The 12,789-nt window shown below is 53.4% G+C and carries 11 protein-coding genes; 8 read left to right on the top strand and 3 right to left on the bottom strand.

All coding sequences use genetic code 11. From position 1 onward, the window contains the following. Positions 1-162: 162 nt before the first annotated feature. A complete protein-coding gene (gene tolC, locus X965_RS09395; protein WP_004237157.1) occupies positions 163-1,527 on the bottom strand; it encodes an outer membrane channel protein TolC in 1,365 nt (454 codons plus the stop codon). A gap of 219 nt (positions 1,528-1,746) precedes the next feature. Here tolC and nudF point away from each other — a divergent pair, with 219 nt between their 5' ends. The 7 genes from nudF to ftsP all read left to right on the top strand — a co-directional run bounded on the left by nudF (position 1,747) and on the right by ftsP (position 10,682). Beyond that, positions 1,747-2,385 (top strand): ADP-ribose diphosphatase, encoded by a 639-nt coding sequence (gene nudF, locus X965_RS09390; protein WP_036417875.1) that lies wholly within the window; start codon positions 1,747-1,749, stop codon positions 2,383-2,385. Positions 2,386-2,493: 108 nt separating this feature from the next. After that, positions 2,494-3,327 (top strand): 3',5'-cyclic-AMP phosphodiesterase, encoded by an 834-nt coding sequence (cpdA, locus tag X965_RS09385; RefSeq protein ID WP_004242163.1) that lies wholly within the window; start codon positions 2,494-2,496, stop codon positions 3,325-3,327. After that, positions 3,327-3,905 carry an esterase YqiA gene (gene yqiA, locus X965_RS09380; protein ID WP_004242164.1) on the top strand — a complete coding sequence of 193 codons (579 nt, stop codon included), beginning with the start codon at positions 3,327-3,329 and terminating at the stop codon, positions 3,903-3,905. The genes cpdA and yqiA overlap by 1 nt, the downstream gene beginning before the upstream one ends. A gap of 95 nt (positions 3,906-4,000) precedes the next feature. Continuing rightward, positions 4,001-5,896, top strand: coding sequence for a DNA topoisomerase IV subunit B (parE, locus tag X965_RS09375; RefSeq protein ID WP_004237161.1), 1,896 nt, complete (start codon positions 4,001-4,003; stop codon positions 5,894-5,896). Positions 5,897-5,938: 42 nt separating this feature from the next. Then, the gene (gene parC, locus X965_RS09370) at positions 5,939-8,200 is read left to right on the top strand and encodes a DNA topoisomerase IV subunit A (RefSeq protein ID WP_036417873.1); all 2,262 of its coding nucleotides are present in this window, start codon (positions 5,939-5,941) and stop codon (positions 8,198-8,200) included. Between the two features lie 79 nt (positions 8,201-8,279). Continuing rightward, positions 8,280-9,026 carry a 1-acylglycerol-3-phosphate O-acyltransferase gene (locus X965_RS09365; RefSeq protein ID WP_036417871.1) on the top strand — a complete coding sequence of 249 codons (747 nt, stop codon included), beginning with the start codon at positions 8,280-8,282 and terminating at the stop codon, positions 9,024-9,026. 228 nt (positions 9,027-9,254) lie between these two features. Continuing rightward, positions 9,255-10,682, top strand: coding sequence for a cell division protein FtsP (gene ftsP, locus X965_RS09360; protein ID WP_036417926.1), 1,428 nt, complete (start codon positions 9,255-9,257; stop codon positions 10,680-10,682). A 51-nt stretch (positions 10,683-10,733) separates the two neighbouring features. Here ftsP and X965_RS09355 read toward each other — a convergent pair whose 3' ends face one another. After that, positions 10,734-11,486 carry a nucleotidyltransferase domain-containing protein gene (locus X965_RS09355; RefSeq protein WP_225310107.1) on the bottom strand — a complete coding sequence of 251 codons (753 nt, stop codon included), beginning with the start codon at positions 11,484-11,486 and terminating at the stop codon, positions 10,734-10,736. Positions 11,487-11,497: 11 nt separating this feature from the next. Further along, the gene (locus X965_RS09350; protein WP_004237166.1) at positions 11,498-12,112 is read right to left on the bottom strand and encodes a LysE family transporter; all 615 of its coding nucleotides are present in this window, start codon (positions 12,110-12,112) and stop codon (positions 11,498-11,500) included. A gap of 171 nt (positions 12,113-12,283) precedes the next feature. On the opposite strand from X965_RS09350, the gene folA reads away from it, so the two are divergent. Continuing rightward, positions 12,284-12,778: a type 3 dihydrofolate reductase gene (gene folA, locus X965_RS09345; RefSeq protein ID WP_015422448.1), complete on the top strand. Its 495-nt coding sequence runs from the start codon at positions 12,284-12,286 to the stop codon at positions 12,776-12,778. Positions 12,779-12,789: the final 11 nt, after the last annotated feature.

Below are 12,789 nucleotides of genomic sequence, written 5' to 3'. Positions count from 1 at the left end.
CGGTATTTTTACGGGGGGAATACGCCCGGCCGGTGTAATTATATTGCGGCCTCCGGTATATAACCTGATATTTCACTGCCCGGCAGAAGTATTATCCGCAAAAACAGCAAAAGTATAAAAAAACCCGCCGGAAGGCGGGTTCTTATCATACAAACATCAGGATCAGCGGGTGGTCGGTGCCACGGAAGCCGGTGATGTGGAAATAGTTTTACCCAGCACCTGGTTGAGGCGCAGGATATCGTCTTCATTCAGCGTACCGCGTGCCTGACCGATATAAAGCTGGTTAATCAGATAGTCATAACGGGCGTTGGACAGACTTTTCTTCGCTTCATACAGGGTAGTGGTGGCGTTCAGCACATCCACAATCGTACGCGTACCCACCTGATAACCGGCTTCGGTTGCATCGAGTGAGCTTTCCGCAGAGGTCACAACCTGTTTGTAGGCGTTCACGCTGCTGATTGAGGCGTTGATATTGTTGTAAGAAGAGCGGGTGGTCTGAACAACCTGACGCAGTGTCGCTTCCAGTTTTTCGCTGGCAGCGGTATAGCCGTACTGAGCCTGATCAACCTGTGATGACACAGCACCACCGGTGTACAGCGGGATACTGACGTTCACGCCGATGGTGCTCTGACCGGCGTAGCTGTTATTTGGGCGGCCGTTAGGGTAGCCGTTGCCGCTGTAATCGGTGTTGGTTACGCCTGTGCCGGCACTCAGGTTTACAGTCGGATAGTGACCGGATTCCGCCAGGCTGATTTGCTCTTTCGCCAGATTACGGCTCAGTGTGGCACCCAGCAGGTTCAGGTTACGTTCCTGTGCTTCTTTCAGCAGGGCTTCGATGGCATCCGGGGCATTGGTTTTAAAGCGGTTCACATCCAGGGAGGCTAATTCGCTGTAATAAATACCGCTCACCTGACGCAGTGCTTCAATGGCGTTTTCGACATCATTACGGCCGGCGACTTCCTGAGCCAGAACACTGTCGTAGTTAGCGCGGGCGTTCTGTACGTCAGTAATGGCTACCAGACCCACATTGAAACGCTGAGTGGTCTGATCCAACTGGCGGTAGACGGCTTCTTTCTGTGCCTGTACGAAAGACAGGGTATCCAGCGCGCGCAGAACATTAAAGTAAGCAACGGCGGTATCCACAATCAGCTGCTGTTGGGCACTCTGGAATGTGATATCGCTGATCCCGGCAGTTTGTTCCTGCAGGTTCAGCTGACGCCATTTGCTCATGTCAAAAATTGTCTGAGTCAGTTTCAGCTGTGCATTCAGTGCATTATTGCTCTGGTTACTGTTATCACGGTAACCGGTGTTATAGTCATAACCCCCGCTTAAACCTAACTGCGGCAGTAACGGACTGCGGGCTTCGTTAATTTTTTCGAAAGCCTGGTTACGTTCAGCCTGAGTCTGACGGAGGGTCGGGTTGGTCTCTTTCGCTTTTTGATAAACCTGCAGGAGGTCTTCAGCCTGGGTGACAGAGCTGAAACCTGCCACACTCACAGCAATGAGAAGAGAAAGCAGTTTCTTCATTAGGATTCCTTTTTGCACAGCGCTAATCTGTCAGTTGCCTCACGGGAAGCACCAAATGGCTCTAATTCTAGCAGAGTCCGCTCGCTAATAAAGGTAGCCGTTTGTGCCTTCTGCGTTAAATTAGCTTAACTTTACCTCAACGGGATGAAAATTTCTTTATCTCAGCAGAGGAAAAAGGCCATTATCACTGATAATTGATGTATTGGCGGAGAAAATAGTATGAAACACACATCCGGATTGCCTTTAGCGTTCAGCAGTGATGACGTGGAGATAATCAGTAAGAAAACCCTGTTTTCAGGATTCTTTAAGATTAATGAATACCGTTTCCGTCACCGGTTATTTGAGGGCGGCTGGAGCCCGGAAATCCGCCGCGAGGTCTTCGAACGGGGCAATGCCGGAGTGATTTTGCCGTATGACCCGGTTCGTGATGAAATTGTGCTGATTGAACAGATTCGTCTGCCGGCCATCGAAAGCAGTCAGACGCCCTGGCTGCTGGAAGCCGTGGCCGGGATGATCGATAAAAGCGGGGAATCCGCTGAAGATGTGGTACGGCGTGAAGCGGAAGAGGAAGCGGGGCTGAAAATCGGCCGCTGTACCTTTGCACTGAGTTATCTTTCAAGCCCGGGCGGGACGTCCGAGCGGATGTATGTGTATATCGGCGAGGCAGATACCACAGCGGCGGGCGGGGTTCACGGGCTGGCGCAGGAGAATGAGGACATCCGTGTTCATGTGGTCAGCCGGGAACAGGCGTATGAATGGGTTGAAAAAGGTGTGATCGATAACGCAGCAACTGTCATTGCAATTCAGTGGCTTACACTGCACTATGAACGTATACGCACAACGTGGCGGGATAAATAATCCGGATTTTTTTATACGCATCCGGGGAATTGTGTGCGGGATTGCAGATCTTCTCCGCCGAAACACGTTATCATTATATGTTAGTTGTTAAAATAACAAGGACATCGATTGGAAACCCCGTTGCACTTGCCCGTGGCTGACGGCGCTGCGGTCAGAATTTTACAGATTACTGATACGCATCTTTTTGCCGGCGAAACCGACACGCTGCTGGGCATTAATACCCTGCACAGTTACCATGCCGTGCTGGATGCTATCGTAAAACAGCAGTTACCGGCCGACCTGATTGTTGCCACCGGTGATCTGGTTCAGGATCAGAGCACCCGGGCTTATCAGCGGTTTACGGACGGTATTGCCCGTTTACCGGCGCCGTGTGTCTGGCTGCCGGGGAATCATGATTACCAGCCGTCCATGGCGCAGGAGCTGGCCGCCGCCGGTATCTCTCCCTCCAAGCAGGTGCTGCTCGGGGATCAGTGGCAGATCCTGCTGCTCGACAGTCAGGTTCAGAGTGTGCCGCACGGCGAACTGAGTGATGATCAGCTTATCTGGCTGGATAACTGCCTGGCGCAGCAGCCTGACCGCCATACTGTTGTTATGCTGCATCACCATCCGCTGGCATCCGGCTGTACCTGGCTCGATCAGCACAGTCTGCGCAACTCGCATATGCTGGCTGAGGTTCTGACCCGCTATCAGAATATTGAAGGTATTTTGTGCGGGCATATTCATCAGGATCTGGATGTGATGTGGAACGGTATCCGCATGCTGGCCACGCCGTCGACCTGTGTCCAGTTCAAACCGCACTGCACCAATTTTACGCTGGATACCGCCGCTCCGGGCTGGCGTTATCTGGAGCTGACCACCGGTGATAATCCGTCGCTGACCACACAGCTGTTCCGGCTGGATACGGATGAATTCAGCCCCGACCTGGGTTCGGACGGTTACTGATGGCGACGCTCCTTTATCTGCACGGCTTCAACAGTTCCCCGTTGTCAGAGAAAGGGACGATGCTGAAAGCGTGGCTGGCTGAGCACCATCCGGCGATCCGGATGTTACAGCCGCAGATCCCCTGTTATCCGGATGAGGCTGCACTGTTTCTGGAAGATCTGATGAACTCGCTGGCCGGTGAGACCACCGGAATTGTCGGGTCATCGCTGGGCGGGTATTTTGCCCTCTGGCTGTCACAGGCGTTTGATGTCCCCGCTGTGGTGGTCAATCCGGCAGTATATCCGTTTGATCTGCTTCAGGATTATCTCGGGGAAAATCAAAACCCCTACACCGGCGAGCGTTACACACTCGAACCGCATCATATGCAGGATTTACGGGCGATTTTTGCCGATCCTGTCGAATCACCGGATTTGATCTGGTTATTGCAGCAGACCGGCGATGAAGTGCTGGATTACCGCCAGGCGGTCACCCATCTGGTGGCATGCAAACAGACGATTGAACCCGGCGGAAACCATGCCTTTACCGGATTTCAGCGCTATTTTCCGCAGATAATTGAGTTCCTCGGCCTCGGCCATTAATGAAAAATCGTATTTAAATTTATCAGGGACTGGTATTATCGCCAGTATCATTCACGTATTTTGTTTATTTTTTAGCGAAAAACCGATAATCCAACATGACGCAATCATCTTATAACGCAGAGGATATTGAAGTCCTCAGTGGTTTGGAGCCTGTCCGCCGCCGTCCGGGTATGTATACGGACACGACGCGGCCGAATCACCTTGCTCAGGAAGTTATCGACAACAGCGTCGATGAGGCTTTAGCCGGTCACGCTAAATCTGTCGAAGTTATTTTACATAAAGATCAGTCTGTTGAAGTGATTGACGATGGGCGCGGAATGCCGGTGGATATCCACCCGGAAGAGAAAGTCTCTGCGGTCGAACTGATCATGACCCGCCTGCATGCCGGGGGGAAGTTCTCCAATAAAAACTATCAGTTTTCCGGTGGTCTTCACGGGGTAGGTATTTCCGTGGTCAATGCGTTGTCAAAACGCACCGAAGTGACTGTCCGCCGTGACGGACAGGTTTATCAGATTGCCTTTGAAAATGGTGACAAAGTCAGTGAACTGGCTGTCATCGGGCAGTGCGGCAAACGCAACACCGGTACCAGCGTACATTTCTGGCCGGATGAGCAGTTTTTTGACAGTCCGCGCTTCTCTGTCTCCCGGCTGGTGCATCTGCTGAAAGCCAAAGCCGTGCTGTGCCCGGGTGTTGAGATCCTTTTCAAAGATAATGTGAACGAGACTGAACAGCGCTGGTGCTACCAGGATGGCCTGACCGATTACCTGATGGAAAACGTCAACGGCCTGGTCACTTTGCCGGAAGCGGCGTTTACCGGCAAACATGCCGGGGACAACGAAGAGGTGGACTGGGCGCTGCTGTGGCTGCCGGAAGGCGGCGAACTGCTGACTGAAAGCTACGTCAACCTGATCCCGACCCCGCTGGGCGGTACCCATGCCAATGGCCTGCGCCAGGGGCTGCTCGACGGTATCCGCGAGTTCTGCGAATTCCGTAATATTCTGCCGCGCGGCGTGAAGTTATCCGCTGACGATATCTGGGAGCGCTGTGCGTATGTGCTCTCCGTGAAAATGCAGGATCCGCAGTTTGCCGGTCAGACCAAAGAACGTCTCTCATCACGCCAGTGCGCGGCATTTGTCAGCGGTGTGGTGAAGGATGCATTCAGTCTGTGGCTCAACCAGAACGTACAGGCAGCGGAACAGCTGGCGGAAATGGCGATTGCCAGCGCCCAGCGCCGTCTGCGGGCCGCGAAAAAAGTGGTGCGCAAAAAGCTGACGTCAGGTCCGGCGCTGCCGGGGAAACTGGCGGACTGTTCATCCCAGGATCTGAATCAGACCGAACTGTTTCTGGTGGAAGGGGACTCGGCGGGCGGTTCAGCCAAACAGGCGCGTGACCGTGAATTCCAGGCCATCATGCCGCTGCGCGGTAAGATACTGAATACCTGGGAAGTGTCGTCTGATGAAGTGCTGGCGTCTCAGGAAGTGCATGATATTTCTGTGGCTATCGGTATCGATCCGGACAGCGACGATTTAAGCACCCTGCGTTACGGCAAAATCTGTATCCTCGCGGATGCGGACTCGGATGGGCTGCACATCGCCACCCTGCTGTGTGCGCTATTTGTGCGTCACTTCCCGGCGCTGGTGAAAGCCGGCCATGTCTATATGGCCATGCCGCCGCTCTATCGTATCGACCTCGGTAAAGAGGTGCATTACGCCCTCGATGAGAGCGAGAAAAATGCGATTCTGGATAAATTAAGCCGCAAGCGCGGCAAACCGAATGTGCAGCGTTTTAAAGGGCTGGGGGAAATGAACCCCGGTCAATTGCGTGAAACGACCCTGGATCCGAATACCCGGCGTCTGGTACAGCTCACTATCAGTGAGGAAAACTATCAGGAAACCATGTCGGTGATGGATATGCTCCTCGGCAAGAAACGTGCGGAAGACCGCCGTAACTGGCTGCAGGAAAAGGGTGATCGGGTGGAATTGGATGTGTGATGTCACCCCGTGACGGCACAAAAGGTCAGAGGAACAGAGTGAATGAGTGAAATAACTCATGACGGTGTGGAGCGCCAGGCGCTTCATAATTTTACAGAGAATGCCTACCTCAACTATTCCATGTACGTCATCATGGACAGGGCACTCCCTTTTATCGGCGACGGGTTAAAACCGGTTCAGCGGCGTATCGTGTATGCCATGTCTGAACTGGGGCTGAGCAACTCCGCCAAATACAAAAAATCCGCCCGTACTGTCGGTGACGTGCTGGGTAAATACCATCCGCACGGTGACAGCGCCTGTTATGAGGCGATGGTACTGATGGCGCAGCCGTTCTCTTACCGCTACCCGCTGGTGGACGGACAGGGGAACTGGGGGGCACCGGATGATCCGAAATCCTTCGCCGCCATGCGTTATACCGAATCGCGCCTGTCAAAATATGCGGAAGTGCTGCTCAGTGAACTGGGACACGGCACCGCAGACTGGGTGCCGAACTTTGACGGCACCATGCAGGAGCCGAAAATGTTACCGGCGCGTCTGCCGAACATTCTGCTCAACGGCACCACCGGGATTGCGGTCGGTATGGCGACGGATATTCCGCCGCACAATGCCCGTGAAGTGACCGGTGCACTGCTGGCGCTGATTGACAAGCCGTCTCTGTCTCTCGAAGAGGTGATGGCGTTTATCCCCGGCCCTGATTATCCGACAGAAGCGGAAATCATCACCGGACCGGAGGATATCCGTAAAATCTATAAATCCGGCCGTGGCTCTGTGCGTATGCGCGCGGTGTGGACAACTGAGGACGGTAATGCGGTGATCACCGCGCTGCCGCATCAGGTTTCCGGCGCGAAAGTGCTGGAGCAGATAGCTGCACAGATGCGGGCGAAAAAACTGCCGATGGTGGAAGATCTGCGCGATGAGTCGGATCATGAAAACCCGACCCGGCTGGTGGTTGTGCCGCGCAGTAACCGGATCGATCTTGATCAGGTGATGACTCACCTGTTCGCGACCACGGATCTGGAAAGAAGCTACCGTATCAACCTGAATATGATCGGTCTGGACGGACGTCCGGCGGTTAAAGGGCTGGTTGAGATCCTCAATGAGTGGCTGGTTTACCGCCGCGAAACGGTGCGCCGCCGCCTGAATCACCGGCTGGAAAAAGTACTGCGCCGTCTGCATATTCTTGACGGTTTGCTGCTCGCGTATCTCAACATTGATGAAGTGATTGAAATCATCCGTTCGGAAGATGAGCCGAAACCGGTACTGATGGATCGTTTCGGGCTGAGTGATACTCAGGCGGAAGCCATCCTCGAACTGAAATTACGCCATTTAGCCAAACTCGAAGAGATGAAAATCCGTGGCGAGCAGGATGAGCTGGCCAAAGAACGAGATAAATTACAGGCTATTCTCGGCTCTGAGCGGCGTATGAACACGCTGCTGAAAAAAGAGCTTGAGGAAGACGCTAAACAGTACGGTGACGATCGCCGCTCCCCGCTCAACGAGCGCGAAGAGGCGAAAGCCATGAGCGAGCATGACATTCTGCCGTCCGAACCGGTGACGGTTGTGCTGTCACAGATGGGCTGGGTGCGCAGCGCCAAAGGCCATGATATCGACCCGTCCGGCATGAACTACAAAGCGGGTGATACCTTCCTTGGCGCGGCACGGGGCAAAAGTAATCAGCCGGTGGTATTCCTTGATTCCACCGGGCGCAGTTATTCGCTCGATCCGCTGGAACTGCCGGGTGCCCGTGGTCAGGGCGAGCCGCTGACCGGCAAACTGACACCGCCGCCGGGTGCCGTGTTTGAACAGGTACTGATGAACGATGAAAATCAGAAGTACCTGATGGCCTCGGATGCCGGTTACGGCTTTATCTGTACATTCAGTGACCTGGTCGCGAAAAACAAAGCCGGGAAAGTACTGATCACGCTGCCGGATAACGCGAAAGTCATGACGCCGATTGAGGTGAATGACGAGGAAAACGACCTTCTGCTGGCAGTATCGCAGGAAGGGCGGATGCTGCTGTTCCCTGTCGGTGACCTGCCGCAGCTGTCAAAAGGGAAGGGGAACAAAATTATCTCCATTACCTCTGCGGCGGCCGCAGCCGGGGAAGACGGTCTGGCACATCTGTTTGTGATCCGCCCGGATGCCAGTGTGACACTGCATTTCGGTAAGCGTAAACTGATGCTGCGTCCGGAAGATCTGCAGAAATTCCGTGCTGAGCGCGGACGCCGTGGTACGGCACTGCCGCGCGGCATGCAGAAGAAGATCGAACGGATTGATATTTCTGAACCGGAGCCGAAGGCGTAATATCCGGTATTAACAGCGATACTATTCACGGGGCAATGATTGCCCCGCTTTTCTTAAAAGGCCATTTTGCGGGGGACGCATGTTAGCCATTTTACGTATCATCATTGTTATTATTTATTGTATTTTCGGTAGTCTGGCCGGCATTCTTATCTGCCTGACCAGCCCGCGTAACCCGAAGCATGTGATGACTTTCGGCCGCATGTACGGCAAGCTTTCTCATGTTTTCGGCATCAAAATGGTGTACCGCATTCCGGAAGAAGCGAAACACTACGGTTCCTGTGTGTATGTGGGCAACCACCAGAACAACTATGACATGATCACCATGTCGAATGCGGTGCAGCCGCGCACAGTGACTGTCGGTAAGCGCAGCCTGATTTGGATCCCGTTTTTCGGGCAGTTGTACTGGATTTCGGGGAATATCCTGATTGACCGGAGCAACCGCAGTAAAGCCCATAACACCATTACCCAGGTGGCGGATCAGATCAAAAAACGCAATATCTCTGTCTGGATGTTCCCGGAAGGCACGCGCAGCCGGGGCCGCGGTATGCTGCCGTTTAAAACCGGTGCTTTCCACGCGGCAATGGCCGCCGGTGTGCCGGTGGTGCCGGTATGTGTGTCCACCACTCAGGGGCGCATTAAACTGAACCGCTGGGATAATGGTGTGGTGATTGTGGAAATGCTGCCGCCGGTTGATACCTCAAAATATACCCGTGAACAGGTGCGTGAACTGGCCGAAGATTGCCGCCAGATGATGATCAAACGTATCGCGGAGCTGGATAAGGAAGTGATTGAAATGGAAAAACAAAAGGGTCGTAAAGACGCTTAATTTCCGTGACTGTCACGCTGGTTATACAATACCAGCCTTATTATTTTGCAACTTATCATAGATAAGTTTAGGAATTGCTCTTCATCCGCTATATCATACGCTTAACACTCCGTTGTTAAGCGTATGCCCTTCATGAAACGATAACACGGATGTCTCTGTCTGCTCACCGGCATACGGGTGTTCGGCACAAATCATAAAAATCATGGAAACGTTTTTTTCGGAGATGCTATGACCCTGAGTCGGCGCCGGTTTATTCAAGCATCCGGCTTAGCTGTGTGTTTAGGCTCACTGCCTCTGTCTGTCCGCGCGGCAGATGAGGGCGGCAGTCAGCCGTTACCTGTTCCGCCATTGCTGGAAAGCCGCAACGGACAGCCGTTATTTCTGACGATGCAGCGTACACACTGGTCATTTAACGGTAAAACTCAGGCCAGTGTCTGGGGCTTTAACGGCCGTTATCTCGGGCCGACTGTCCGCGTCCGTAATGGCGATGACATCAAAATGATTTACAGCAACCGCCTGTCAGAGCCGGTTGCGGTCAATGTCAGCGGGCTGCTGGTGCCCGGTACTGTCGCAGGGGGCGCTGCCCGTCTGATTTCACCGAATACCGAGTGGTCGCCGGTGATCCCGGTGCGCCAGCCGGCTGCAACCTGCTGGTATCATGCCAATACCCCGAACCGGATGGCGCCGCACGTTTATAACGGGCTCGCCGGCATGTGGATTGTGGATGATGAGGAAAGCCGTAATCTGCCGTTGCCGAAAGAGTACGGCGTCAATGATTTCCCGCTGATCATTCAGGATAAACGCCTGGATTCCTTCGGTTCACCGGAGTACCGCACAGAAAGTGACGGTATGTTTATCGGTGACCGGCTGATCGTCAACGGTGCGGAAGATCCGTATCTGGAAGTGTCGAAAGGCTGGATCCGGCTGCGCATGGTTAATGCCGCAAACGCCCGCCGCTTTGAACTGAAACTCAGTGACGGCCGTCCGTTCTATATGATTGCCTCTGATCAGGGGCTGCTGCCGTCACCAGTGGCGGTTGAGGTGCTGTCCCTGTCACCGGGTGAACGGCGTGAAGTGCTGATCGATATGTCAAAAACAGAAACACTGACTATCACGGCCGGGGAATCTGCTACCCTGACAGAGCGTTTTAAAAGCCTGTTTGAGACATCAAACACACTGGTGAATACCAATGTGCTGACTATCCGCGCAACCGGCCTGATCTCGCTGGTAACAGATAACCTGCCAACCACCCTGATTCAGGATCCGACACAGATCACGACCGGTGTCCGTAACCGCGATGTGTCACTCAGTTTGTCACCGCCGGGGATTAACGGCGCGATGTGGGATATGAGCCGAACCGATATCCGCACACAGCAGGGCAACTGGGAGCGCTGGGTTGTCACAACCGATACTCCGCAGCCGTTCCATATCAGCGGTGTCCGCTTTAAGGTGATCAACCATAACGGCCAGTCACCGCAGCCGCAGGATTACGGCTGGAAAGACACTGTCTGGATTGACGGGCGCAGTGAATTGCTGGTGCAGATGATGCAGCCATCGTATTCTCACTTCCCGTTCTTCTATTACAGCCAGTTCCTGGAGCAGGCGGACAGAGGGGTTACCGGGCAGCTGGAAATCGAGCCGTCTTCTCAGTATTAAAATACCGGATATAAAAAAACCGCTGAATAATCAGCGGTTTTTTATGGTTTCTCAGCGGCTCAGCAGCCGTTTTTCCTCATCCCGCAGCCAGCGGGAGAATGTCCCGGCAACCGCGATAAACTGAATGATGCCGGTATCCGGTTCTTCGGTCTGCCCCAGCAGGAAGGTGATCGCGTGGCGCTTTTCCGGATACAGTGCTATGGCTTTTCCGGCCATCTGCGGCAGCGGCAGCGGGTAAGTGCAGGTTTCATAATCATTCCACACCAGGGCGGTGGCACGCAGCAGACGCCGCGCAGTTTCCCGTTTTATCCGCCGGATCTCAGTCAGCGGCGGGCTTTTCTGTAACTGCATCAGGTTGGTACGGACGAGTACCGGAAAATCACCGTTAATGCCGTGTATAATCTCACGGTTCAGTGTCACGACAGGCAGTTTCAGTGTCAGGTCATCACCCCAGACCGGCAGGCAAAAGTGTGCCAGCCAGTAAGCCCAGACCGGCTGTTCTTCCGCAGAGGTCACTTCTGACAGCAGGCCGGTATCAAACCCGATTTTTGACACACTGCTGTGACGCGCGGTCAGTGCTTTGTCCAGACAACGGAGAATGGTTTTTTCCGCCGCACTGAGCGGCCGGTGCAAAACCAGGGTCAGATCCAGATCAGAGCGGCCCGGGACAGCGCGGCCTTCAGCCACACTGCCGTAAACATAGATGCTGTGCAGAATACCCGGCAGTGCAGTACACAGGGACTGTACGGCATCCTGTATCACATTCTGAAATTCCGGCTGAAAAGTGTATTTATCTGTTTTCATTATCATAATCATCAGCTCATTGCGACCCGGACGCCAAAGCCAATCAGGACGACGCCAAGGACCTTATCGATATATTTCTGAATTTTCGCCAATCCGTGGCGTACCGGAGCACTCTGAATCAGCAGTACCAGCGATGGCCAGTAAACCACTGCCAGTCCCATCACAATAGCAGCATACCAGAGTTTTTCACCAAATCCGGAATTGATATCCAGTACCTGGGTAAAAATAGCAAGGAAAAAGAGTGTGGCTTTCGGGTTCAGCAGGTTGCAGAGAAATCCCTGCATAAAGGCTTTCTTATAAGAAATGCGCTGATGTGAGCCGTCCCCGGTATCAAGGGTATGCCCGGCACGTGCCAGCAGGCTGTTGATCCCTATCCAGATAAGGTAAGCCGCCCCGGCATATTTGAGGATCATAAACAGCCACGGTGTGGTGGTGATGATCACAGCAAGCCCGGCCACGCAGTAGGTCATGTGAATGGCGATCGCGGACAGCACGCCCAATGCGGTCATCATGGCGGCGGCACGCTGGTAACGGGCTGCGTTTTTCACAATCAGAAAGAAGTCCGGGCCCGGGGAGATCATACCGAGCGCAGCGATGGTGGTGACCATCAGAGTGGCGTCATACATGTGGTATATCCTTGCTGAAAAAGACCTGAATGCAGAGTAAAAGTATGACTCACCTTCAAGTGTGAAGACAAATAAATTATTTGTATTGATGAAACACTGAATTCAGTCGACGGCATTGAGTAGTTTACGTATAGTGACGGCAAAATTTCTCTCAGCCCTAAGGTGAAATGAATGAACATTAGCTTGATCGCTGCTTTAGCTATGGATCGGGTTATTGGCATGGAAAATGCGATGCCATGGACACTGCCGGAAGACCTGGCATGGTTTAAACGTAATACGGTGAATAAACCGGTGATCATGGGTCGTGTGACTTATGAATCTATCGGCCGCCCTCTGCCGGATCGCCTCAATATCGTGCTCAGCCGTACGCCGGGCAACGATGATCGCGTGGTCTGGGCGAAGTCTGTGGAAGAAGCACTGGCGATTGCACAGAAAGAAACAGACGGCGAGATCATGGTGATGGGCGGCGGTAAAGTCTACGGACAATTCCTGCCGCTGGCGGATCGTTTATATCTGACACACGTTGATGCGGAAGTCAGCGGGGATACTTACTTCCCTGACTATGAGCCGGATGAGTGGGACTCCACTTTTATGGAATATCATGACGCGGATGAAGCAAACTCTCACGGTTTCTGCTTTGAAATCTTAGAGCGCCGTAAGAGCTGATTAATCAGTTG

This window comes from Morganella sp. EGD-HP17 (assembly GCF_000512315.2).
In the GTDB taxonomy this organism is placed as follows: domain Bacteria; phylum Pseudomonadota; class Gammaproteobacteria; order Enterobacterales; family Enterobacteriaceae; genus Morganella; species Morganella morganii.
Note: the sequence above shows the minus strand (reverse complement) of the source record. Positions and strands in the feature narration are given on the sequence as shown.